Below are 23,134 nucleotides of genomic sequence, written 5' to 3'. Positions count from 1 at the left end.
AGGAGTGAATCCATGCCGACCCGAGACGATCTGATTGCCGACCTGCACGGCCTGCTGGGCGAACGCGGTGTCGTGACCGATGCCGAGGCGATGGCGCGCTATCGCACCGACTGGACCGGCCGCGTCGGCGGCATGCCGCTGGCGGTGGTGCGCCCCGCCTCCACGGCGGAGGTCGCCGAGGTGGTGAGCTACTGCCACCGCAACGACGTGCCGCTGGTGCCCCAGGGCGGGCACAGCGGCCTCGTCTGCGGGGCGATGCCGGACGAGGAGATTGCGGAGCTGGTGGTGAGCCTGGAGCGACTCGCGTCGATCCGCGAACTCGATCCCATCAATTTCACGCTGAGCGCCGACGCCGGCTGCGTACTGCAGACCCTCAAGGAGGCGGCCGAGGCCGCCGAGTGCTATCTGCCGCTCTCGCTCGGCGCCCAGGGGAGCTGCCAGATCGGTGGCAACGTTGCCACCAACGCCGGTGGGCTCAACGTGCTGCGCTACGGCATGACGCGCCAGCTGGTGCTGGGGCTCGAGGTGGTACTGCCGGACGGCCGCATCTACAGCGGCATGCGCGCGCTGCACAAGAACAACACCGGCTACGACCTCAAGCAGCTGTTCATCGGCGCCGAGGGGACGCTGGGAATCGTCACCGGCGTCGTGCTGAAACTCTTTCCCCGCCCGCAGGTGACGCGCACGGCACTGCTGGGCTGTCGCGACATCGCGGCGGTGCTCGAGCTCTACGCCCTGGCGCGCCGCTGCTGCTGCGATCTGCTCACCGCGTTCGAGCTGATTCCGCGACGCTGCCTGGAGCTGGCGATGGAGGCATCACCGGACCTGCGCGACCCGCTGGACGCGCCCCATCCCACCTACGTGCTGCTCGAAGTCAGCGCCAGCGGACCCGCTGACCTGGATACGATGATCGAGACGCTGTTCGAGCGCGGCATGGAGCAGGAACTGCTCGATGACGGTGTGCTCGCCGCGAGCGAGACCCAGGCGCAGCAGCTCTGGCTGATTCGGGAAGCGATGCTGGAAGGTCAGCGGCGCACCGGCGAGCATCTGCGCACCGACATCTCGCTGCCGATCTCCTCGCTGCCGGCGTTCCACGAGCAGGCGACTCGAGCCGTGCTCGACGCCTGCCGTGACGCGACGGTGATCGCCTACGGCCACATCGGTGACGGCAACCTGCACTTCAACATCCTGCCGCCGCCGGCGACGCCGGACTCGGACAAGCCCGCCCTGCTCCACGAGCTCGAGACGATCCTGTTCGATCTCGTCGCCACCTTCGACGGCAGCATCAGCGCCGAGCACGGCATCGGCCGCTTGAAGCAGGCGCCGTTTCTCGAGCACCTGTCGGCGCCGGAGTTCGAACTGATGCGCGGCTTGAAACATCTCCTCGATCCGCGCGGGCTGGTGGCCCCGGGCCGCATTCTGCCGGCGCCCTCGCCGTGACCGCCTCGGAGATGGCCCTACCCAACGCCACGCCAGTTAACGGGAGCGCCCCATGAGAACGCCGCTGCGTATCGCCGTCATCGGCACCGGCCTGATGGGCACGCCCATCGCCCGCCATCTCGCCGGTGCCGGCCATGCGGTCGCGGCCTGGAATCGCACCGCCGCCAAGCTCGACGCCCTCCGCGAGGCCGGCGTGACACCCCTCGCCGAAGCGATGGAGGGCGCCACGGCCGACGTCGTACTGGTCATGCTCAGCGACGGCCCGGTCTGCGATTCGCTGCTGCTGGGTGGCGACGGCCTGATCGCGGCGATGGCGCCGGGCAGCACGCTCGTCGTGATGAGCTCGATCCCCGTCGCCAGCGCCGAGGCTCAGGCCGCGGCGGCCGCGGCGCGGGGTGTCGACTATCTCGATGCGCCGGTCTCCGGCGGCGAGCGCGGCGCCATCGACGCCACGCTTGCGATCATGGTGGGTGGCGACGAGGGCGCGTTCGAACGACGACGCGGGCTGCTCGAGTGTCTGGGTCGCCCGACGCACGTCGGCCCCGCCGGCTGCGGTCAGCTCGCCAAGCTCGCCAATCAGCTGATCGTCGCCAACACCATCGCCACCGTCGCGGAGGCGCTACTGCTTGCCGAACGCGGCGGCGCCGACCCCGCCCGGGTGCGCGAGGCCCTGCTGGGCGGCTTCGCCGATTCGCGGATCCTGCAACTTCACGGCCAGCGCATGATCGAGGGCGATTTCGCCCCCGGCGGCCCCGCCAAGTGGCAGCACAAGGATACGCGCACGGCCCTCGAAACTGCGGCAGTGCTGGGGCTCGATCTGCCCGTCAGCCAGCGGGCGGATGCATTGTTCGCCGACCTGCTCGAGCACGGCGACGGCGAGCTGGACCACAGCGCGCTGATCCGCGAGCTGCGACGCCACAACGGTCTGCCGGTGACCTGAGCGGCGCGGCCTTTCGCCACTGACTCTATTTCAGGCACAAAAAAACGCCGCCCACCTGAGGTGGGCGGCGTTTTGCCTGGTGCGATCGGCTAGCGATCAGGCCTGCGAGCGACGAACCGGCGCTTCGCCGTCGTTACGACGACGCGGTGCGCGTTCCGGCGCGCCCTGGTCCTCGGCGATCTCCAGCGTACGACCGCCGACGCGAGCGCGGGACATTTTCGCCAGGATGCTGGAGGGCAGACCGCTCGGCAGCTCGACCACGGAGAAGGCGTTGCGGATATCGATACGCCCGATACGCGCGCCTTCGATGCCGCCTTCGTTGGCAAGCGCCCCGACCAGCTGACCCGGCTTGATGCCGTCCTTGTGGCCGACGGAGACGCGATAGCGCGTCATGCCTTCACGCGGGCCGCTTTCGCGACGACGCGGTGCGCGATCGCGGTTGCCGCCGTCGCGGCCACCGTCACGGGCGTTGTCGCGACGCGCGGGACCGGCGGTGATGCGACCGATCGGCGCTTCACCAGCACGCGCGAGCGTGGCGAGTGCGGCGGCCAGATCGACGGGGTCGTGCCCCTCTTCGACCAGCTTCTCGATCAGCGCACGCTGATGGTCGGCGCCGGCGTCGAGCATTTCCCGCAGACGAGCGCTGAAGCTCTCGTCACGGTGAGCCCGAATCGCCGACTCGTCCGGCAGCGGCATTTCCGTCATTGCCTGGCCGGTAGCCTGCTCGACCCAGCGCACCTTGCGGGTCTCGCGACCGCCGGCGAAGGTGATCGCGGTGCCGTTACGACCCGCACGACCGGTACGGCCGATACGGTGAATGTAGGCTTCCGAATCCTGCGGCAGATCGTAGTTGATCACGTGCGTGATACGCGGCACGTCGAGGCCGCGAGCGGCGACGTCGGTGGCGATCAGCACGTCGACCTTGCCACGCTTCAGCCGGGTGACGGTGCGCTCACGCAGGCTCTGGTCGAGATCGCCCGAGAGGCCGGCGGCGTTGACGCCGCGTGCGGTGAGCTGCTCGACCAGCGTGGTGCAGGCGGCACGGGTCCGCACGAAGACGATGGCGGCGTCGACCGGCTCGACTTCGAGCACACGAGCGAGGGCTTCGAGCTTGCTCGGGCCTTCGACGCGCACGACGCGCTGTTCGATGTTCTCGCCGGTGCTGGTCTTGGACTCGATCGCTACCTTGACCGGATCGACCTGATAGCGATTGACGATGCGCTCGATCTCGCTCGGCAGCGTGGCCGAGAAGAACACGCGCTGAGAGCCTTCCGGCGTCTCGGAGACGACGCGCTTGACGTCGTCGATGAAGCCCATGCGCAGCATCTCGTCGGCTTCGTCGAGCACCAGCGCGGAGAGGCCTTCGAGCTTGAGGCTGCCGCGATCGAGGTGATCGATCACGCGGCCCGGCGTACCGACAACGACCTGCGCGCCACGCTTGAGCGCGGAGAGCTGTTCACGGTATTCCTGGCCGCCGCAGAGCGTGGCGATTTCCAGGCCCTTGAGGTTCTGGCCGTACTTGGAGAACGATACGGCGACCTGCTGGGCGAGCTCGCGGGTCGGTGCCAGCACCAGCACCTGCGTTTCGCGGCGGCCGAGTTCGAGTCGGCTGAGCAGCGGCAGCGCGAAAGCGGCGGTCTTGCCGGTACCGGTCTGCGCCTGGCCGAGTACATCACGGCCGTCGAGCAGTGCCGGGATGGTCTGTGTCTGAATAGGTGACGGTGTCTCATAGCCCAGGGTATCGAGGGCAGACAGTACTTCCGGCAATAGCGCCAGATCGCCGAATTTCGGCGTCGCGTCGGTCGAGGTCATTTCACACCTTGGAGTAGCCGGCAGGGCACCGGCGAAAATGTCGTGGCATCGCAAACGCTAGGTTCGCAGGATGCCGGTCGCACCTGGCATCGCATCTGACGCGGGCCAAAGAGGCTGCGTCGATGACTTATGTGGCGACCTGAACGCGCCCGGTCATTGAGAACACGACCGTTGAAGCGCTCCATCGTTGCATCCGGACGCAGAATTCGGCTTGCGCCGTGCGTCGTAAACGAGATACGTCCGGTATTGGCATCGACTTACCCGTCGATGGCGTGGGTTGCAGACATATCGGCAGGATGGCGGGGTCAACACATGCGAGGAGGCGCAACTATACCATCGGCGAATGGCATTCTCCACCGTGTTGGTAAATTTCCTACATGAGCCGTCGGCGGCGGCCTACGCCGTGCGTCCACCCGCCCGCTTCGAGCGTGATCGAACTCGACGGTGCTCGAGTTCGATCACCGAAAGCCGACAGAACGTCAGCGCGAGCCGACCCCAGTCAGGCGACGGACGATCGCGTAGACTGACCGGCCGTTTCTCCCGCTGACTGGACTCACCCGATGCCGACACTCTGGATCGATGCCGACGCCTGCCCGCGAGCGGCGCGGGATATCATCCTGCGCGCCGCCGAACGCACGCAGACCCTGACCTGGATGGTGGCCAACCACGCCCTGCCCTTGCCGCCGTCGGCCTGGGTGAAGTCGTGGACCGTTGCCCACGGCTTCGACGCTGCCGACCAGGCCATCGTCGAGAGCGTCGACGCCGGCGACCTCGTCGTGACCGGCGACCTGCCGCTGGCCGGCGAGGTCATCGAACGCGGCGCCGATGTGATGACGACCCGCGGCGAACGCCTGAGCGCCGATAACGTGCGCGCCCAGATTCAGATGCGCGACTTCATGGAGACGCTGCGCGCCAGCGGCGAGCAGACCGGCGGCCCTTCGGCCTATGGCGACGTCGACCGGCGCGAATTCGCCAATGCGCTGGATCGCTGGCTGCGCCGCAACGCCTAGACGCTCACGCACAAGGCCGGCGTCGCTCGCGCCGTTCAATCGCGCTCGCGGATGCCGTAGCCGGTCAGGCGTTCACGGTCGTGCTCGCGATCGAGATCGAGCTCGGGCCCCAGCGGTACGATGCGCGTCGGATTGATGGTCGGATGGCTATAGTAGTAGTGACGTTTGATGTGATCGAAATCCACCGTCTCGCCGATACCCGGCCACTGGTAGAGCTCGCGCAGATAGTTCGAGAGATTGGGATAGTCGGCGATGCGCCGCCGATTGCACTTGAAGTGGCCGTGATAGACGGCGTCGAAACGCACGAGCGTGGTGAACAGGCGAATGTCGGCTTCGGTGAGCCAGGTGCCCGCCAGATAGCGCTGCGTCTCGAGGCGGGACTCCAGGCGGTCGAGGCAATCGAACAGCGCCACGAAGTGCTTCTCGTAGACCCCCTGCTCGGTGGCGAAACCCGTCTTGTACACGCCGTTGTTGACGTTGTCGTAGACGTCGGCATTGACCGCATCGATGGTGTCGCGCAGATCGTCCGGATAGAGCGTCAGCCGGTTGCCGGTCAGCGTGTCGAACGCCGCATCGAACATGCGGATCAGATCCGCCGATTCATTGCTGACGATCCTGCCCTCGCGCTTGTCCCACAGCGCCGGCACGGTCACCCGGCCGGTATAGGTCGGCTCGGTCAGGGTGTAGAGCTCACGATGAAACTCCACGCCGTTGAGATCGTCACCGCTCGACCCTTCTTCGACGTGATAGGACCAGCCCTGATCGAGCATGAGGGGGCTGGTGTGGGAGACGCCGATGAGCGATTCGAGCCCCTTGAGCTTGCGCACGATCAGCGCACGATGAGCCCAGGGACACGCCAGCGACACGTAGAGATGGAAGCGATCCGGCGCCGCCTCGACACCCGGCTGCCCTTCGGGTCCGTTGCTGCCATCGGCGCTCACCCAGTCCCGCAGCTTGGCGGATTCGCGCACGAATTCGCCGCCATTGCCTTCGGTGTCGTACCACTGATCGCGCCACTCACCGTTGATCAGCAATCCCATGCGCCTTCTCCTCGCTTTCATTGATGGCAGGGCGTCGCGAACGACGCTCCCCGTTTGTCGTGTGTATAGCGTAGGCGGTCGCCGACCTCGGTCCCAACCCGATCGGGCAACCGCGCCGGCCGGCGTTCACTTCGCTTGTCTATTCCCGGCCGACCTCACCGCTCAGGCTATTGGCAGTCGACGACGACGCCTCGATCAGCGCCTCGGCGAGGGCCCGCGCCGCCGGGCCGGCGCTGTCGATATCCCGGTAGTAGAGTTGAAGCGTGGCATGACGTACGGCGCCGAGCCGCAGTGACAGCGCTTTCAGAGACCCAGCGTCGAGCGCCGGCTGGATGACGGTCTGCGGCACCCAGGCGAATCCCAGGCCACGCTCCAGCATGTCGATCGACGTCGAGAGATGACTGACCGTCCAGCGCTGCTCGGCCTTGAGCCAGCCATGATCACCGCGGTGGCGCACTGCCGAGTCGCGAATGACGATCTGACGATGCCGTTCGAGATCGCGCAGATCGAGAGAGCGGTCGAGCCGATGCAGCGCGTGATCGGGATGCGCCACCGCAATGAAAGGCACGTCGACGAGCGGCTCGCCCAGAAACCCCTGTGCCGGGATGCCAGAGATCGCCAGATCGGCAACGGATTCGTACAACATTTCGACAGCGCCGTTGAGCACCGTTTCGTGTAACTGCACCCTTACGTAGGGGAAGCGCTGCGAGAAGCCGAGCATCGCCGCCGCCAGCGCATCCCGAGGGAATATCTGATCGACGGCGAGCGTCACCTCGGCCTCGAGCCCGCCGGCGAGATGTTCGGCAACCTCTTCGAGCGAGGCGGCGCTCTCGATCACCTGCCGCGCTCGACGCAGCAGCATCTGCCCCGCTTCGGTCATCACGACCTGACGCCCGCGCGGCTCGAAAAGCTGCACGCCGAGCTGCTCCTCGATCTTGTGAATCGCGTGGTTGAGCGTCGAAGGACTTTTGTGGATGACTTCTGCCGCCTTGGCAAATCCACCGTGATCGGCTACTGCCGCCAGCATCTGCCACTGCAGTAAGGTCACTTTTGGCACGCCGCCCCTCCTCGTATCGATCGCCACTTTTCGCCCCCGCCCAACCTAACGCCAGATTAGCCTGGCGTCGCGTACGACTCCCACGTCGCGCCATTGGTCAGGGGTGACAAAACGTCACGCAGAATAACATTGACCGTGAACCAGCCAATTTTCGGCGAGATTAAACTGATACAACTCTTTTACGAGGATAAGAGTTAAGAATAATGTGGCAGCAATTCGTGAACCATATTGGTGCAATGTGCGGAATTATCTGGCGCTAAAGTGCACGTCTTTTGTTAGTCGGCAAAGCACCGCGTTGTCTGACCTGATCACGCTCAGCCCGCATGGTTCGGGCCTTTTGAGGGTGGATATAAATACAGCCTAGGCAATTAATACCGCGTTAGGGTAAGGTTCCCGAGCCTTGATGGGTTCTGTCATCTATTTTTCTTCGGGCTTTCACCTCCATGTTGCGAATTTTTCATTCGCTACCCCGCGCGCACAAGGTGCTTATACTTCCGGTCGCCACCATGGTCACCGTGCTGGGTACGCAAAAGATACTTGGGGTTTTCGACACTGCCGAAAACCCTATCGCCACGACCACCGTGGCAACGACGACACCGCTTACCCAATCGAGCGCCAATTCGGCGTCGAATTCGGGTGATTCACCGGCTCATGCCACGCTCGTCGCGCTCTCCGAGGACATCCCGCTGGCGAAACTCAAGCCGCTGGACGTGCTGGACATGAGTGTCATTCAGAGCGCGCACGCCGATGAACGCGCGCCTACCGCGCTGGCCAACGGTGCCATCGATTCGGTGTCGCCGGTGCTGAGCGCCAACGTGGTGGCCCTGGCCATGAGCCTAAGCGATCGGCACCGCGACCTGGCAGCGCAGGAGAGCGATATCGGCGGCACCTCCTACGAGGACTGGTCCTTCGATACCACGCTCGACCCGAGCGGCGACACCCAGCTCGGTGACGAGATCGCCTCTCGCGAGCATTACGTGCCCTCGTGGCAGAGCTACACGATCCAGCGTGGCGACTCCTTCGCGCTCACCGCCGAGCGGACCCTCGGGCTCGACTACTCGACGGTGGTGCAGATCCTCGACGCGGTGCCGGACAAGAAAGTGCTGACCCGCTGGCGCGTCGGCAAGAGCTTCGACTACAAGCTCGACGAGAGCGGTCAACTCTTGGCGCTGCGGGTGATGAAGAACCCGCGTGACGGCTATCTGATCGAGCGCGACGCCGACGATGAGCACTTCGCCTACTCGCCGATCGTCAACGCCACCGAAGCCACGCAGCGCATGTTCAGCGGCACCGTCAACGGCTCGTTCGCCGCTTCGGCACAGTCGACCGGGCTTTCCAACAGCGAAGTCTCCAAGCTCGTTCAGGTGCTCTCGAAGAAACTCGATTTCCGTCGTGACGCGCGCGTCGGTGACCAGTTCCAGGTACTGGTCGAGTCCGACATGATCGACGGCGAGTCGATGGACTCCAAGATCCTCGCCGCGGAGTATCAGGGACAGCGCATGGATCTCACGGTGATCCGCAACAGCGCCGACGATCACTTCTATACGCCGGACGGCAACAGCCTCGACCCGGCCTTCGATCGCTATCCGTTCGAAGGACACTACCGTGTCAGCTCGCCATTCAATCTGCGCCGCCACCATCCGGTGACCGGACGAATCAGCCCGCACAAGGGCACCGACTTCGCCATGCGCAGCGGCACGCCGATCGACGCACCGGCGGCCGGGCGCGTCGAGCGGGTGGTCAACCACCCCATCGCCGGCAAGTACATCCTCATCCAGCACGACAATGGCTACGAGACCCGTTACCTGCACCTGAGCAAGATGCTGGTGAAGCCGGGTGAGCGGGTGAAGATGGGTCAGGAAATTGCGCTGTCGGGCAGCACCGGCCGCGTGACCGGCCCCCATCTGCACTACGAAGTCCTGGTCAACGACCGCCAGGTGGACGCCATGCGCGTGCCGCTGCCCGAATCGCAGAGCCTGAGCGGCGACGCCCTGGCCGCGTTCAAGCGGGAGTCGGAGAACCTGCTTGCCAAGCTCGATCAGGGTGGCAACGGCGAACCAGCGCTCGCCAGCGTCAACGTCAAGCGCAAGCAGCGCGCCGACGACAGCATCTAAGCCCCACGTCGAAGCGCGAAGCGGCACCGGAAAAGCCACCCGACGGGTGGCTTTTTTGCGTTGGGTCACGCGATCACGACATCGCATCGGCGCAAGCTCGAGATCGCGTCGACGCCCATCCCGTCACCTTCGGCCACTTTCGTCGATCGCCCGTCTCGGGGCTGGCGCTTTTCGCGATAGCGCGTCATTCTGCAGAAGAAGCCACTCGCCAGAGAGGTAACGCCGAGCCCCAATCCTGATGTCCGAAATCGCGGCACTGATGGAGTGGTCAAGGCGACATCGACTTGTCACCGCACACTGTCAGGGTCGAGAAGCCTTGATCTCACAGGAGTGCTTTTGCCGATGGTGCGAATCGACAAGAAAGCCAACAGGCTCTACGTGCTGGACACCAACGTCCTGATTCACGATCCCGCCGCCCTCTACCACTTCGACGAGCACGACGTCGTCATCCCCATGACGGTGCTCGAGGAGCTCGATAAACACAAAAACGGCATGCGCGAAATTGCGCGTACCGCACGACAGATCAGCCGCACCCTCTCCGACCTGACCGCCAACGTCACCCCCGAACAGATTCAGCAGGGTATTCCGATTCCCCGCGTCACCGGCGATCCGGCCGGGCGGCTGCGGTTTCTCTGCTACTCGGATCTCGCCCCGCTGGAAACGCTGGAAAACTCGCCGGACAACCGCATCCTCGCCGAAACCTGCCGCCTGCGCGACGAGCGTCCCGACGCCTCGGTAATCCTCATCACCAAGGACATCAATCTGCGCGTGAAGGCCGCGGCGCTCAAAGTGCCAGTGGAAGACTATCTCAACGACCGCGCCTTCGACGATCTCGACACCATGATCGAAGGCGCCCAAGTCTATGCCGAGGCGGGCCGCGGCGGGCAGAGTCTTTGGGAGTCGCTCGACGTCGAGGTGATGGTCGAGCGCGCCGAAGGGCAGACGCGCTACCACCTGGAGGGAAGCGTTCCCGAGTCGTGGCACGTCGGCATGCTCATCTCCGACAGCGAGAACGGCGCCGATTTCGAAGCGATCGTGCGCAGCATGGGCCCCAGGCGCGCTACCCTCGAGCTTCTGACCAACTACCGCCATCACGACGGCGTCTGGGGCGTTCACGCCCACGATAGCCGGCAGAACTTTGCCCTCAACCTGCTGATGGACCCGGAGATCGACATCCTGACCATTGCCGGCAGCGCCGGTACCGGCAAGACTTTCATGACGCTCGCCGCGGCGTTTCAGCAGACGCTCGACGGTAAACGCTTCGAGCGGATCGTCTTCACCCGCGCTCCGATCCCCATGGGCGAGGACATCGGCTTTCTGCCGGGCACCGAAGAGGAGAAGATGTCGCCGTGGATGGGCGCCTTCCACGACAACATGGACAACCTGCTGCGGGACGAGCGGGAGGGCTCATCGAGCTGGAGCGACGGCGCGACCCGCCAACTGATCGGCTCGCGGGTCCAGATCCGCTCGCCGACTTTCATGCGCGGACGCACACTCAACGACACCATCCTGATCATCGACGAGGCGCAGAACTTCACCCCCAAGCAGCTCAAGTCGCTCATTACCCGCGCCGGGCGCAATACCAAGATCGTCTGTCTGGGCAACGTCGGCCAGATCGATACGCCCTATCTCACCGCCAACACCTGCGGCATGGCGGCGGTGGTCGAGCGCTTCCGCGACTGGCCCCACGCTGGCCACATCACCCTCAAGAGCGTCGAGCGCTCGCGCCTGGCACTCGCCGCCGAGGAGCTTCTCTGACACCCCACTCGGCGCATCCACGCTATGTCGCCACCCACTCGGCCCACCACGCAAAACGCCCCGGCATGCCGGGGCGTTTTGCGTCGAATCATCACGCCGACAATGGCGCGCGACTCTAACGTCAGTGATTCTCTTCCACGTCAGGCTTTTTGTTGTTCTTGACGTCCTCGATGAGCTGCTCGGCTTCGCTGCGCGGGGTTTCGGCCATGATGCGCTGCGCTTCTTCCCAGGTGCAGACCTCGGTGTTGCAGGAGATGCAGTAGACGTGATCGTCATCGTTCTTGGCCTGCGACACTTTCATCGAATGGCTATCGCACTTGGGGCAGCCTTTGGGCATACGGAATTCTTCGGAAAAGTCCGACATTGCGTGAATCCTCCTGGTCGCTGACGGTCGTGCTTGAGTATAGCCGAGCGCGATCTAGCGCGCCCGGCGACGCCATATCCGGCAGGCGTTGTTGGCTGGCAGCGGATAGTGCGCTTCGTACGCCAGGCCCGCCGCCTCGGCGAGCGCATCGAGCGCCTCGACGTCGCGGATGCCCCAGCGCACGTCTCGTGCACGAAGGTCGGCGTCGAAGCGCGCGTTGCTGGGCGCGGTATGCGCCCCGCGCTCGCGAAACGGACCGTAGACGACGAGCGGCGCGCCCTCGGCAAGGGTACGCCCGGCGCCGGCGAAGAGCGCTTCGCTGGCCGGCCACGGCGAGATGTGCAGCATGTTGCTGCAGACGATGGCGGCAAGCGGCGCCTCGATCGGCCACTCGGCGGTCACGTCGAGCGCCAGCGGCTCGGCGAGATTGCCAAGCGCCGCCGCCCCGCACCAGGCGGCAATGGAGCGGCGCGCCTCGCTGCTGGCGTCGGAGGGCTGCCAGTCGAGGTTGGGAAAACGCGCGGCGAAATGCACCGCGTGTTCGCCGCTGCCGCTGGCGATCTCGAGCACTCGGCCGGCCGCCGGCAGCACCTGCGCCAGCACCTCGGCAATGGGCTCGCGATTGCGCTGAGCGGCGGGGCTGGTCAGGGCATCGTTCGCCTGCCCCTCGAGCGAATCCATACTCTGCATGGCGTCAGCCGAGCCTCGACGCGAGCCACTTGGCGATATCGCCCGCCTGTTCGGGGCAGAGGCTGTGGCCCATCTCATAGGTGCGATAGTTGATCGGATAGCCCTGCGCTTCGGCGCGCTCCGCGCCCTCGCGTCCCAGACTCTCCGGCACCACCGGGTCGGCGGTGCCGTGATGCACTTCCACCGGCAGCGCACGATTGGCCTCGGCCAGTTCGATGCTGTCCGCGGTGGCGTAGTAGGTCGACAGCGCCAGCAACCCGCCTAGCGGCTGGGTATAGGAGAGCGCCGCCTCGTAGGCGACCGCGCCGCCCTGGGAGAAGCCGGCGATGACGATACGACGACTGTCGATGCCCGCTTCGATCTGGGCGTCGATCAGCGCGTGGACGCGCTCGGCGGAGGCGCGAAGCTGCGCGACGTCGACGCGACGCCCCAGATTCATCTCCAGGATGTCGTACCACGCGGGCATCGGCGTACCGCCGTTGATGGTGACTGGCAGCTGCGGCGCGTGCGGCAGCACGAAGCGGACCGCCAGGGCATCGTCCAGCCCGAGCGCGGGCACCAGTGGCTCGAAGTCGTGGCCGTCGGCGCCGAGACCATGCAGCAGAATGACGCAGGCGTCGGCAGGTCGCTGATTGGCGGGCTCGAGGATCAGTTCTTGCGCGTGAGCCATGGGGGCACATCCTTGAATAGCGGCGATGAAAAGAGACGGTCGTCGAGACGATGGCGAACAGTCTAACCTCTCGTCCGGCGCTTTGCCCGACCCGGCCCCTGAGCGTCACCCCGCTTCGCTGCTATGCTGCGGCGACGCTCGTCGGGGGATGGCGTGCCGACAGGCCTCGCGCCTGTCGGCCCCGCCCCTTCATCCGATCGCCTAGAGGACCCTGCATGCGCTCACCGTTTCGACGCTCTCCGCTGCTGGCGCTGATCTCTGCGCTGGCACTGCTCAACGGCGTCTTCCTCGCGCTCGAATTTCCCTGGGCGGGCTTTCCACCGGCTCATGCCGTCGCCCTGGAAGCCGTGGCGATCGTCGGCCTGCTGGCACTGATTCCGCCCTTCCGCGGCCGCCGCTGGCTGACCGGTAGCGTTGCCCTCTTCGCCGTGGTCGTCGCCTTCTGCGCTCTCGGCGACACGCTGATGCAGCGCATGCAGGGTCGCTCGCTCAACCTGTATACCGACCTCGGTCTGATCCCGATTCTGCTCGAGCTGATGGTTTCCAACCTGGGCTATGCGCTGGCCACCGCGCTCGTCGCCGCTCTTGGCGTCGGTGCCTTCCTGCTGGGGCTGGCGCTGCAGTACCTGCTGCGCCGCTTCGATGGACGCAGTACGCCCTGGCCGCTGGCCCTCGCACTCGGGGTCGTGGGAGTCGGCGGGCTCGTCGGTGTCGCGCCGCTCAGCGAAAGCGAAGCCACGGATGGCGCGACGGGCGTTGCGATCTCGGCACTCGGCCAGCCGCTGGTGGGATTCATCGACTTCGAGTGGCAGCGGGCGAGCGATACCCGCGCCGCCCTCGAGACCTTCGGGCAGCGTCTCGCCACCGAACCCGCCTATCCCGTGCAAGGGCAGGCGCTGCCGGGGCTCGCCGATATCGACGTCGTTCTCGGCTTCATCGAGTCCTACGGGGTGGCAGCGGTCGAGCGTGAACCCTTCGCCGATACCGTCCGGCCTCGGCTGGCAGCGCTCGAGCAAACCCTCGACGAGGCCGGACTCTCGATGGTCACCGGGCGCGTCACCGCCGCGACGCTCGGCGGGCAGTCCTGGCTCAACCACGCCACCTTTCTCAGCGGGTTGCCCGTCACCTCGCAGCTGCGCTTCGAATTGATGATGAACCGCCCGCGCTCGACGCTCATCGACGACTTCACCGCGACCGGCCATCGAACCCTTGCCGTGATGCCGGGCATCACCCGCGCCTGGCCGGAGGGCGAGCGCTACGGCTACGACGAGATTCACGTCGAGGCAACGATGGACTACCGCGGGCCGCCGATCGGCTGGGCGAGCATGCCGGATCAGTTCACCTGGCAGCGTGTCGCCCAATATGCATTGGCCGAAGACGCCGACACGCCGACGTTCACCGAGCTCGCGACCCTTTCGAGCCACGCCCCCTGGTATCCGGCGATCGAGCCACTCGAGGACTGGGATGCCCTCGGCGACGGCGAGGTGTTCTCGCGCTGGGCAGGCGTGGGCGAGGACTACGCCAAACTGTGGCAGGACCCGGACGAGATGCGTGACTACTACGCCCCCGCGATCGACTATGCGCTGGCGACGGTAGGCGGTTTCGCGCGCCGCTACGTCGACGACCATACGCTGCTGATCGTGCTCGGGGATCATCAGGCGGCGCCGGCGGTGATCGGCCGTCGTCCGGGACGCGACGTGCCGATCCACGTCATCAGCGGCGACCCGGCGCTATTGGAAGGGTTCCTGAAGGCCGGATTCCGGACGGGAACGTTGCCGCCCGGCCCCGAAAGCGCGCGTCCGATGGAGACGATGAGGGGACTGCTGCATCGACTCTACGGCGAGGCGCGAAACGCCACGCCGTAGCGTGTCAGACAAGCAACCTCGGACAGGCGGCGTCAGTGCGAGTCGGACACGACCCTGGACTGATGACGGCTCTTGATCAGACTCGCGACCGTGGTGACCACCAGCGTGCCGAGGATGATCGTCATCGACAGCCAGATCGGAATCTCGGGTACCAGATGGATCGGCTCACCGCCGTTGATGAACGCCAGCGTGTTGGTATGCATCGCCTCGATGATCAGCTTCACGCCGATGAACGCCAGAATGAACGAGAGCCCCAGGCTCAGATAGACCAGACGCTTCAACAGCCCGCCGATCAGGAAGTAGAGCTGGAGCAGCCCCAGCAGGGCGAAGGCATTGGTAGTGAAGACGATATAGGGCTCCTTGGTCAGCCCGTAGATCGCCGGGATCGAATCCAGCGCGAAGAGTACGTCGGTCATGCCGAGCGCCACCACCACCATGAACAGCGGCGTCGCCAGCCGCTTGCCGGTCTTGACGCTGAAGAGGCGGTCGCCGTCGAACTCATCCGTCGCCGGCAGACGCTTCTGCACCCAGCGCACCATGGCGTTGGGCTCGTAGGCTTCGTTCTCGTCGTGCCCGCCGGCGCCCTCGCGTACCAGCTGGATCGCGGTGTAGAGCAGAAATAGCCCGAACAGATAGAACACCCAGCTGAACTGGGCGATGGCGGCCGCCCCCACGGCGATGAAGGCGCCGCGCAGAATCAGCGCGATGACGATACCGATGAGCAGCGCCTTCTGCTGATAGGGTCGTGGCACCGCGAACTTCGACATGATGATCAGGAAGACGAAGAGGTTGTCGACCGACAGGCTCTTCTCGGTGATGAAGCCGGCGAAGTACTCGGCGCCGTGCTGCGCCCCCCAGACCCACCAGAGCCCCGCGCCAAAGGCCATGGCGAGGGCGACGAAGAACACCGACCACCAGGCCGCCTCCCGAAAGGTGGGATCGTGCGGCTTGCGTACGTGGGCGAAGAAGTCGAAGAGAAAGAGTGCGGCGATGCCAGCGACAGTCGCCAGCCAGACCCAGACGGGTACGTGCATGCGGGAACCTCCGGTAGACGGTGAACGTCACCGAAAGTCTCTCCCGTCGCGCCGAGGCCGAATGCCTCGAAGTGACCGATAGCGCCGGGGCATGTGGCCCGTGCTGACGACGCTATTGCCGGGGCGGACAATGATCCGGCCCGTGGGATACTCCCCTTCCGTGCCGGCGCATTGTGGCGTGGGCCCCGCAGCGTGGCAAGCAGAAAAAAGCCCGCGCGGGGGCGGGCCTGGAGAGGCGTAAGCGCAGTCGAAGAGAGAGGCGAAAGCGAAGTTGGAGAGAGAGGCGACGGAGTTCGATCAGCCCGAAAGCACCACCGTGCGCCCCGAGTGCAGAAACACCCGCTTCTGCTGGTGGTAGCGAACCGCCCGCGAAAGCGTCAGACATTCGATGTCGCGTCCCCGCGCCACCAGATCCTCCGGGTAGTGCGCATGATCCACCGTCTCCACTCCCTGGGCGATGATCGGCCCCTCGTCGAGATCGTCGTTGATGTAGTGCGCCGTGGCGCCGACCAGCTTCACGCCCTTCTCGTAGGCCTGATGGTAGGGCTTGGCGCCCTTGAACCCCGGCAGCAGCGAGTGGTGGATGTTGATCGCGCGGCCGGCGAATTCGTGACACAGATCCGGCGAGAGCACCTGCATGTAGCGGGCGAGGATCACCAGCTCCGCACCGCTTTCGTGCACCACTTGGCGAATCGCGGCCTCCTGCTCCGCCTTGGTCTCCGGCGTCACCGGCAGGTGGTGATACGGAATGTCGTGCCAGGCGGCCAGCGGCTCCAGATCCGGGTGGTTGGAGACAATGGCTCGCACGTCGATCGCCAGCTGCCCGGTACGATAGCGATAGAGCAGATCGTTCAAGCAGTGATCCGCCTTGGACACCATGATCACCACCGGCAGTCGTGTGCCGGGGGCCATCAGCTCGAAGGTCATGTCGAACTCGGCGGCGCGGGCGGCGAAGCGTTCGTGGAAGGCGGCTTCGGTGAAATCACCCAGCTCCGGGCGAAACGCCGCGCGAATGAAGAAGCGCCCGCCCCGGTAGTCATCGAACGAGTGCAGCTCGGTGATGTAGCACGCCTGCTCCTTGAGAAAGCGCGTGACCACGTCCACCGTCCCCAGTCGGCTCGGGCACTGAGCGGCGAGAATCCAGCTGTCGTTTTCGGCCTGCCTGTCTTTGTTGATTTGCATGATGGCTCCAGCCACGGCCGCCATCGCGCAGGCGATGGCGGCCAATCATCAGGACGTCGGGGATTCGACGCTCACGCCGTATTCGCGTCCGGCATCCCTTAGCCAGCGCACGCAGTAGTCGGCAAAGCTTCGCCGCACCACCAGCTCGAAACGATCCTCGCTGGGTCGGCGCAGGTTGACGCTGGTCTTGGCGAAGACCGTCCCCACCGCCTTGCCCACCGGCAGACCGTGGCTGTGCACGTCATAGGTCACCGACTTCATCAGCACCTCGCGAGCCTTCTCCCCCGAGAGCTCCACCAGCGTCTGTCCTCCGCTGACGTTGACGATGGCGAAGTGGGCATCCCCCAGCCGCTCGCGCAGGCGATTCTCCAGCTCGAACTCTTCCCCGCCGGGGACGATCACCAGCCACTCGTCCGGCGACAGCCACTGCACCGAACGGCTGCCATCGGCATCGAGATTCAGGCCCAGCGGCTTGCCCGGCAGGTTGATCCCCAGCTCGGCGCGTACCGCCTCGTCGAGGGTGATGGCACCGCCGCGCAGGATCAGATGGCCGAGAAAGGGACGTTCGACCGCTCGCACCTGACCGCTGCCGCCGGCGGCATCGACGAGCCCGCGCTGACGGCTCCAGGCGAGCGGCGACTCGGCGTCGATCGGCTCGACGGGGTGGGTATCGAACACGGCGACGCGGCTGACATTGGTTTCAGAACCGGCTTCAGACATTCTGGCGCTCCCACTTGGGATCAAAGAACACGGTGTTCACCACCTCGGCTTCGTGGGTGGTGCCATCGGACATCGGCAGATAGACGGTCTCGCCCATGCGGTTGCGTCCGCCCTTGAGTACCGCCAGCGCGAAGCCGCTTTCGAGGATCGGGCTGTAGTAGCTCGAGGTGACGTGGCCCATCATGGTCATGGGAATCGTCTGCTCGCGGTCGAGCACGATCTGCGCGCCCTCCTCCAGCACCACCGTCGCGTCCTTCGGCTTGAGGCCGACCAGCTGCTTGCGATCCTCCCGGGCGGTGTCCGGGCGGGTCAGCGCGCGCTTGCCGATCCAGGGGAACGGCTTGTCGTAACCCACCGCCCAGTGCATGCCGAGATCCTCCGGCGTCACCGAGCCATCGGTATCCTGACCGGCGATGATCAGCCCTTTCTCGGCCCGCAGCACGTGCATGGTCTCGGTGCCGTAGGGGGTCAGGTCGTACTTTTCGCCGTGGGCGAACAGCGCCTTCCAGACGTGCAGGGCGTAGTTGGCCTGGACGTTGATCTCGAACGCCAGCTCGCCGGTGAAGGAGATGCGGAACACCCGCGCCGGCACGCCCGCTACCGTACCTTGCTTCCAGTCCATGAACTTGAACTGCTCGCGGTCGAGATCGATATCGGTCACTTCCGCCATCAGCTTGCGCGCCTCCGGCCCGGTCACCGTCATGGTCGCGAAGTGATCCGTCACCGAGTTGAAGTAGACCTGCAGTTCCGGCCACTCGGTCTGGTGCCACAGCTCCAGCCACTCCAGCACGCTCGCCGCGCCGCCGGTGGTGGTGGTCATGAGAAAGTGGTTTTCGCCCAGGCAGCTGGTGGTGCCATCGTCCATCAGCATGCCGTCGTCTTTGCACATCAGCCCGTAGCGCACGCGCCCGGGGGCGAGCTTGGCCCACTTGTTGGTGTAGATACGCCCCAGGAACTCGCGGGCATCCGGACCCTGAATGTCGATCTTGCCGAGCGTCGAGGCATCCAGGATGCCCACCCCCTGGCGTACTGCCAGACATTCGCGGGCCACCGCGTCGTGCATCGTCTCCGTCTTGCCGTTGACCTTGCGCGGGAAGTACCAGGGGCGCTTCCAGTGGCCGACGTCCTCGAACTCGGCACCGTTCTCGACGTGCCACTGATGCAGCGCGGTGTAGCGCTCGGGATCGAACAGCTCGCCGCAGTGACGGCCGACAATGGCGCCAAAGCTGACCGGCGTGTAGTTGGGTCGGAAGACGGTGGTGCCCACCTCGGGGATCGAGCGGTGCAGACACCGCGCAGCGATCGCCATGCCGTTGATGTTGCCGAGCTTGCCCTGATCGGTGCCGAAACCGAGTGCCGTATAGCGCTTGACGTGCTCGATCGACTCGAAGCCCTCGCGGGTCGCAAGCTCCACCCCGGCCGCGGTGACGTCGTTCTGCAGATCGACGAACTGCTTGGGGGCGCGCAGCGAGGATTTTTCGTGAGGTACCTGATAGAGCGCGCTGGTGGCGCTCTCGGTGCGCGTTTCGACGCTCGGCACGGCGATCGCCTCGGCCTGCTCGAATCCCGCTGCCTGCGCGGCCTCGGCGCCGGCGCGGGTACCGTCGGCGAGCGTCTCGTCCAGCGCGTAGACCGCCTGCACGCCGCCGGCGAAGTGCATGCCCTTGACCTCGCCGGGCACGAAGCCGAGCAGATCTTCACGCCACTGCGGGCGCTTCCCGGTATGCGACGCAAGGTGGATCACCGGGCTGTAGCCGCCGGAGCTGGCGATAGTGTCGCAGGCCAGCTCCTCGATCTTGCCAGTCACCACGAAGCGCGTGGTGTCGATGGCGACGACTCGCGCACCGCTGACCCGCTGGCTGCCGCTCGCTTCCATCACCGCGCTACCGGTGATGACGCGGATACCGCTGTCGCGGGCCTGCTTGACCAAATCGCCGTCCGGGTTGGCGCGGGAGTCGACCACTGCGACGACCTCGCGGCCGGCCTCTTTCCAGTCCAGCGCCGTGCGGTAGGCGTGATCGTTGTTGGTGGTCAGCACCAGCCGCTGCCCCGGCGCCACGCCGTAGCGACGCAGATAGACCGAGATCGCCCCGGCGACCATGTTGCCCGGCACGTCATTGTTGGCGTAGACCAGCGGGCGCTCGTGGCTGCCGCTGGCGAGCACCACCCGCTCGGCGCGGACACGGTGTAGCCGTGAGCGCACTTCACCGGCGCGACCGGCATCCGCTGCGGTATCAGCGAGATGCTCGGTGCAGCGCTCATGCAGGGTGACGAAGTTGTGATCGTGGTAGCCGTTGGCCGTGGTGCGCGGCAGCAGCGTCACGCTCTCCATGCCCGCCAGCTCGGCGACGGTTTTCTCGACCCAGTCGGCGGCCGAGGCACCGTCCAGCGCTTCGCGGCTATCCAGCAGCGAGCCGCCCATCTCCTCCTGCTCGTCGCAGAGGATGACGCGAGCGCCGGCGCGCGCGGCGGTAAGGGCCGCCGTGAGACCGGCGGGGCCGGCGCCGATCACCAGCACCTCGCAGTGCTGATTGAGATGGTCGTAGATATCCGGGTCGGACTCGGCGGGCGAGCGACCGAGACCGGCCCCCTTGCGGATGAACTTCTCGTAGGTCATCCACATCGAGGCGGGGGCCATGAACGTCTTGTAGTAGAAGCCCGGCGGCATGAAGCTGCCGCCCAGCTTGCCCACCCAGCTCATCACATCGCGCTGGACGTTGGGCCAGCCATTGGTGCTGCGCGCCACCAGCCCGTCGTAGAGTGCTTGCTGCGTGGCGCGAACGTTGGGCACCTGCGCGGCCTCGGTGGCGCCGAGCTGGACGATGGCGTTGGGCTCCTCCGGACCGGCGGCGACGATGCCGCGAGGGCGGGAGTACTTGAAGCTGCGGTTGACGACGTCGACGCCGTTGGCGAGCAGCGCCGAGGCCAGGGTGTCACCGGCAAACCCCGGATACTGCTGGCCGTTGAAGGTGAACGTCAGCACCCGCGAACGGTCGATGCGTCCGCCCTGACTGAGACGATTGTTCTGGCTCATGACGGCGTCTCCTCGTTGAGCGTGCTGTTCTCGGGCCGGGCGCCCACGGTCTGCCAGCCGCCGTCGGCGGTCTGTACGCCCTGCTCGTGGCGCACCCTGGCGGTCTCGGCCGTGATCGTCGGCTGCTCCCCCATGGGATAGGTCTCGAGAATCTCGTAGGTGGTGGTGTCGCGGGTGATGTTGAAGAACTTGCGACAGCCCAGCCGATGCACCCACATCTCGTGGTGAATGCCGCGCGGGTTGTCGCGGAAGAACAGATAGTCACCCCACGCCTCGTCGCTGACGCTATCGGGATCGGCGGGGCGCACCAGATGCGCCTGCCCGTTGGGATGGAACTCCTCTTCCTCGCGTCGCTCGTCGCAGTAGGGGCAGAAGATATGGAACATGAAGTCTCTCCTCAGTGTGCGACGCCGGCGGCGCCGTGCTCATCGATCAGCGCGCCGGTGTGGAAACGGTCGATCGAGAACGGGGCGGCAATGGGATGCATCTCGCCTTTCGCGAGACTGGCAGCGAAGACGTGGCCAGAGCCGGGCGTGGCCTTGAAGCCACCGGTACCCCAGCCGCAGTTGAAATAGAGCCCCTTGACCTTTGTCTTGGAGAGGATCGGGCAGGCGTCGGGGCAGGTATCGACGATGCCGCCCCACTGCCGATTCATGCGCACCCGCGAGAACATCGGGAACATCTCGACGATCGCCTGGAGCGTGTGCTCGACGGTGGGGAAACTGCCGCGCTGGCCGTAGCCCAGATAGCCGTCGATCCCCGCGCCGATCACCAGATCGCCCTTGTCGGACTGGCTGACGTAGCCGTGCACGTGGTTGGACATGGTGACGGTGTTGAGAATCGGCTTGAGCGGCTCGGACACCAGCGCCTGCAGCGGGTGGGATTCCAGCGGCAGCTTGAGTCCGGCCATGTTGGCGAGAACACCGGAGTTGCCCGCCGCCACGCAGCCCACCGTGTTCGCTTCGATATCGCCGCGATTGGTATGGACGCCGAAGACCTTGCCGTCGCGAATCTTGAAGCCGGTCACCTCGGTGTTCTGCAGAAGATCGACCCCCAGCGAGTCGGCGCCGCGAGCGTAGCCCCAGGCAACGGCGTCGTGACGCGCGACACCCGCACTCTTCTGCCACGAGGCCCCCATGACCGGGTAGCGCGCGCGCTTGGAGGTATCCAGCGCCGGCTCGATCTCCTTGATCTGATCCGGGGTGACGACTTCGCTGTCGATGCCGTTGAGGCGGTTGGCGTTGACCCGGCGCTGGACGTCGCGCATGTCCTGCAGCGTGTGGGCGAGGTTGAGCACGCCGCGCTGGGAGAACATCACGTTGTAGTTCAGATCCTGCGACAGCCCTTTCCACAGATCCAGCGAGTGGTTATAGAGCTGAGCCGCCTCGTCCCACAGGTAGTTGGAACGCACGATGGTGGTGTTGCGCGCCGTGTTGCCGCCGCCGAGCCAACCCTTCTCGATCACCGCGACATTGGTAATGCCGAACTCTTTCGCCAGATACCAGGCGGTGGCGAGACCGTGACCGCCGCCGCCGACGATGATGACGTCGTAGCGCTTCTTGGGTGTCGGATTGCGCCAGTGGCGCTGCCAGTTCTCGTGGTGACTCAGCGCATGCTTGACCAGGCTGAAACCGGAATAGCGTTGCATATGCCCTCTCTGTGCCACGGCAGCGGCGGTCGGCGGATGATCGTCTTGACGTCATTTTTGGCGATAGTATCGCCCGCCCGAGGGTCCAGAATGCGCGGTCACGTCACGCCAGGATGCATTTGCGACACCGGTGGTGAATTTGCGACAGCGATGACGATGTCGCCGTCGCTAACCCATCCGCGCCACCGGCTCGCGGCGATGGCACTCCACCGCGTGATCATTGACCATGCCCACCGCCTGCATCCAGGCGTAGACGATGACGGGGCCGGCGAACTTGAAGCCGCGCTTTTTGAGCGCCTTGGAGATCTCTTCGGAGAGCGGCGTCTGGGTGGGCACGGGGCCGTCGCGCTCGAAGTCCCGCTGGATCGGCCGGCCGCCGACCTTGCCCCAGAGAAACTCGGCGAAGTCTTCGCCGTTATCGCGCATCGCCAGATAGGCGCGGGCATTGCCGATGGTCGCCTCGATCTTCGCCCGGGAGCGAATGATGCCGGCGTTGCCGAGCAGGCGCTCGACGTCGCTTGCGTCGTAACGTGCGATGCGTTCCGGGTCGAAGCCGTCGAACGCCTCGCGGAAGGCGTCGCGTTTCTTGAGAATCGTCAGCCAGGAGAGCCCCGCCTGGAAGCCGTCGAGGATCAGCTTCTCCCACAGCGCACGGCTGTCGTATTCGGGCACGCCCCACTCGGCGTCGTGGTACTCGGCGTTGAGCGGATGGGTCTGCGCCCAGGCGCAGCGGATGGGTTGGTTCATGACAGAGAG

General features: G+C 65.7%; 19 protein-coding genes. 6 read left to right on the top strand and 13 right to left on the bottom strand.

Annotated elements, in window-relative coordinates; genetic code table 11:
* Positions 1-12: 12 nt before the first annotated feature.
* Positions 13-1,440, top strand: coding sequence for an FAD-binding oxidoreductase (locus DOM33_RS08890; protein WP_110668015.1), 1,428 nt, complete (start codon positions 13-15; stop codon positions 1,438-1,440).
* Positions 1,441-1,492: 52 nt separating this feature from the next.
* Positions 1,493-2,380: an NAD(P)-dependent oxidoreductase gene (locus tag DOM33_RS08885; RefSeq protein WP_110668013.1), complete on the top strand. Its 888-nt coding sequence runs from the start codon at positions 1,493-1,495 to the stop codon at positions 2,378-2,380.
* A 96-nt stretch (positions 2,381-2,476) separates the two neighbouring features.
* On the opposite strand, the gene DOM33_RS08880 is transcribed toward DOM33_RS08885, so the two are convergent.
* Positions 2,477-4,192: a DEAD/DEAH box helicase gene (locus DOM33_RS08880; RefSeq protein ID WP_110668011.1), complete on the bottom strand. Its 1,716-nt coding sequence runs from the start codon at positions 4,190-4,192 to the stop codon at positions 2,477-2,479.
* A gap of 560 nt (positions 4,193-4,752) precedes the next feature.
* On the opposite strand from DOM33_RS08880, the gene DOM33_RS08875 reads away from it, so the two are divergent.
* Positions 4,753-5,202 carry a YaiI/YqxD family protein gene (locus DOM33_RS08875; protein WP_110668009.1) on the top strand — a complete coding sequence of 150 codons (450 nt, stop codon included), beginning with the start codon at positions 4,753-4,755 and terminating at the stop codon, positions 5,200-5,202.
* Positions 5,203-5,237: 35 nt separating this feature from the next.
* Here DOM33_RS08875 and DOM33_RS08870 read toward each other — a convergent pair whose 3' ends face one another.
* Both DOM33_RS08870 and DOM33_RS08865 read right to left on the bottom strand, forming a co-directional pair.
* Positions 5,238-6,242, bottom strand: a complete 1,005-nt coding sequence (locus DOM33_RS08870; RefSeq protein ID WP_110668007.1) for a glutathione S-transferase family protein — start codon at positions 6,240-6,242, stop codon at positions 5,238-5,240.
* Between the two features lie 139 nt (positions 6,243-6,381).
* A complete protein-coding gene (locus DOM33_RS08865; RefSeq protein ID WP_110668005.1) occupies positions 6,382-7,299 on the bottom strand; it encodes a LysR family transcriptional regulator in 918 nt (305 codons plus the stop codon).
* 443 nt (positions 7,300-7,742) lie between these two features.
* Between DOM33_RS08865 and DOM33_RS08860 the strand changes: the two genes are divergently transcribed.
* Positions 7,743-9,413: a peptidoglycan DD-metalloendopeptidase family protein gene (locus DOM33_RS08860; protein ID WP_110668003.1), complete on the top strand. Its 1,671-nt coding sequence runs from the start codon at positions 7,743-7,745 to the stop codon at positions 9,411-9,413.
* A gap of 342 nt (positions 9,414-9,755) precedes the next feature.
* Positions 9,756-11,171, top strand: a complete 1,416-nt coding sequence (locus DOM33_RS08855) for a PhoH family protein (protein WP_110668002.1) — start codon at positions 9,756-9,758, stop codon at positions 11,169-11,171.
* Positions 11,172-11,292: 121 nt separating this feature from the next.
* Here DOM33_RS08855 and DOM33_RS08850 read toward each other — a convergent pair whose 3' ends face one another.
* The 3 genes from DOM33_RS08850 to DOM33_RS08840 are packed head-to-tail and all read right to left on the bottom strand — an operon-like array spanning position 11,293 to position 12,895.
* A complete protein-coding gene (locus tag DOM33_RS08850) occupies positions 11,293-11,535 on the bottom strand; it encodes a hypothetical protein (protein ID WP_110668000.1) in 243 nt (80 codons plus the stop codon).
* 54 nt (positions 11,536-11,589) lie between these two features.
* Entirely contained in the window at positions 11,590-12,225 is a 636-nt protein-coding gene (locus DOM33_RS08845) for a DUF938 domain-containing protein (RefSeq protein ID WP_110667998.1), read from the bottom strand.
* A gap of 4 nt (positions 12,226-12,229) precedes the next feature.
* Complete coding sequence (locus tag DOM33_RS08840; protein ID WP_110667996.1) at positions 12,230-12,895, bottom strand: alpha/beta hydrolase; 666 nt, start codon at positions 12,893-12,895, stop codon at positions 12,230-12,232.
* Between the two features lie 215 nt (positions 12,896-13,110).
* Here DOM33_RS08840 and DOM33_RS08835 point away from each other — a divergent pair, with 215 nt between their 5' ends.
* A complete protein-coding gene (locus tag DOM33_RS08835) occupies positions 13,111-14,760 on the top strand; it encodes an alkaline phosphatase family protein (protein ID WP_110667994.1) in 1,650 nt (549 codons plus the stop codon).
* Positions 14,761-14,792: 32 nt separating this feature from the next.
* Here the strand turns inward: DOM33_RS08835 and DOM33_RS08830 are convergent, their stop codons facing one another.
* From DOM33_RS08830 to DOM33_RS08800, 7 genes are all read right to left on the bottom strand, one after another.
* On the bottom strand, positions 14,793-15,794 hold the full coding sequence (locus DOM33_RS08830) for a TerC family protein (protein ID WP_110667992.1): 1,002 nt from the start codon (positions 15,792-15,794) through the stop codon (positions 14,793-14,795).
* 297 nt (positions 15,795-16,091) lie between these two features.
* Complete coding sequence (gene purU / locus DOM33_RS08825; protein WP_110667990.1) at positions 16,092-16,976, bottom strand: formyltetrahydrofolate deformylase; 885 nt, start codon at positions 16,974-16,976, stop codon at positions 16,092-16,094.
* A 48-nt stretch (positions 16,977-17,024) separates the two neighbouring features.
* Complete coding sequence (locus tag DOM33_RS08820) at positions 17,025-17,696, bottom strand: sarcosine oxidase subunit gamma (protein ID WP_110667989.1); 672 nt, start codon at positions 17,694-17,696, stop codon at positions 17,025-17,027.
* Positions 17,689-20,730, bottom strand: coding sequence for a sarcosine oxidase subunit alpha family protein (locus DOM33_RS08815; protein ID WP_110667987.1), 3,042 nt, complete (start codon positions 20,728-20,730; stop codon positions 17,689-17,691). The genes DOM33_RS08820 and DOM33_RS08815 overlap by 8 nt, the downstream gene beginning before the upstream one ends.
* Positions 20,727-21,116, bottom strand: a complete 390-nt coding sequence (locus DOM33_RS08810; protein WP_110667985.1) for a sarcosine oxidase subunit delta — start codon at positions 21,114-21,116, stop codon at positions 20,727-20,729. Before DOM33_RS08810 ends, DOM33_RS08815 begins: the two co-directional genes overlap by 4 nt.
* Before the next feature lie 11 nt (positions 21,117-21,127).
* Complete coding sequence (locus DOM33_RS08805; protein ID WP_110667983.1) at positions 21,128-22,378, bottom strand: sarcosine oxidase subunit beta family protein; 1,251 nt, start codon at positions 22,376-22,378, stop codon at positions 21,128-21,130.
* 168 nt (positions 22,379-22,546) lie between these two features.
* Entirely contained in the window at positions 22,547-23,125 is a 579-nt protein-coding gene (locus tag DOM33_RS08800; RefSeq protein ID WP_110667981.1) for a DNA-3-methyladenine glycosylase I, read from the bottom strand.
* Positions 23,126-23,134: the final 9 nt, after the last annotated feature.

Source organism: Salinicola halophilus (assembly GCF_003206155.1).
GTDB classification, from domain to species: domain Bacteria; phylum Pseudomonadota; class Gammaproteobacteria; order Pseudomonadales; family Halomonadaceae; genus Salinicola; species Salinicola halophilus.
Note: the sequence above shows the minus strand (reverse complement) of the source record. Positions and strands in the feature narration are given on the sequence as shown.

Bases quoted from the DNA above. Each gene is read 5' to 3' on its own strand.
- DOM33_RS08890 (WP_110668015.1), top strand. From the start codon at position 13: ATGCCGACCCGAGACGATCTGATTGCCGACCTGCACGGCCTGCTGGGC.
- DOM33_RS08885 (WP_110668013.1), top strand. From the start codon at position 1,493: ATGAGAACGCCGCTGCGTATCGCCGTCATCGGCACCGGCCTGATGGGC.
- DOM33_RS08880 (WP_110668011.1), bottom strand. From the start codon at position 4,192: ATGACCTCGACCGACGCGACGCCGAAATTCGGCGATCTGGCGCTATTG.
- DOM33_RS08875 (WP_110668009.1), top strand. From the start codon at position 4,753: ATGCCGACACTCTGGATCGATGCCGACGCCTGCCCGCGAGCGGCGCGG.
- DOM33_RS08870 (WP_110668007.1), bottom strand. From the start codon at position 6,242: ATGGGATTGCTGATCAACGGTGAGTGGCGCGATCAGTGGTACGACACC.
- DOM33_RS08860 (WP_110668003.1), top strand. From the start codon at position 7,743: ATGTTGCGAATTTTTCATTCGCTACCCCGCGCGCACAAGGTGCTTATA.
- DOM33_RS08855 (WP_110668002.1), top strand. From the start codon at position 9,756: ATGGTGCGAATCGACAAGAAAGCCAACAGGCTCTACGTGCTGGACACC.
- DOM33_RS08850 (WP_110668000.1), bottom strand. From the start codon at position 11,535: ATGTCGGACTTTTCCGAAGAATTCCGTATGCCCAAAGGCTGCCCCAAG.
- DOM33_RS08845 (WP_110667998.1), bottom strand. From the start codon at position 12,225: ATGCAGAGTATGGATTCGCTCGAGGGGCAGGCGAACGATGCCCTGACC.
- DOM33_RS08840 (WP_110667996.1), bottom strand. From the start codon at position 12,895: ATGGCTCACGCGCAAGAACTGATCCTCGAGCCCGCCAATCAGCGACCT.
- DOM33_RS08835 (WP_110667994.1), top strand. From the start codon at position 13,111: ATGCGCTCACCGTTTCGACGCTCTCCGCTGCTGGCGCTGATCTCTGCG.
- DOM33_RS08830 (WP_110667992.1), bottom strand. From the start codon at position 15,794: ATGCACGTACCCGTCTGGGTCTGGCTGGCGACTGTCGCTGGCATCGCC.
- purU (WP_110667990.1), bottom strand. From the start codon at position 16,976: ATGCAAATCAACAAAGACAGGCAGGCCGAAAACGACAGCTGGATTCTC.
- DOM33_RS08820 (WP_110667989.1), bottom strand. From the start codon at position 17,696: ATGTCTGAAGCCGGTTCTGAAACCAATGTCAGCCGCGTCGCCGTGTTC.
- DOM33_RS08815 (WP_110667987.1), bottom strand. From the start codon at position 20,730: ATGAGCCAGAACAATCGTCTCAGTCAGGGCGGACGCATCGACCGTTCG.
- DOM33_RS08810 (WP_110667985.1), bottom strand. From the start codon at position 21,116: ATGTTCCATATCTTCTGCCCCTACTGCGACGAGCGACGCGAGGAAGAG.
- DOM33_RS08805 (WP_110667983.1), bottom strand. From the start codon at position 22,378: ATGCAACGCTATTCCGGTTTCAGCCTGGTCAAGCATGCGCTGAGTCAC.
- DOM33_RS08800 (WP_110667981.1), bottom strand. From the start codon at position 23,125: ATGAACCAACCCATCCGCTGCGCCTGGGCGCAGACCCATCCGCTCAAC.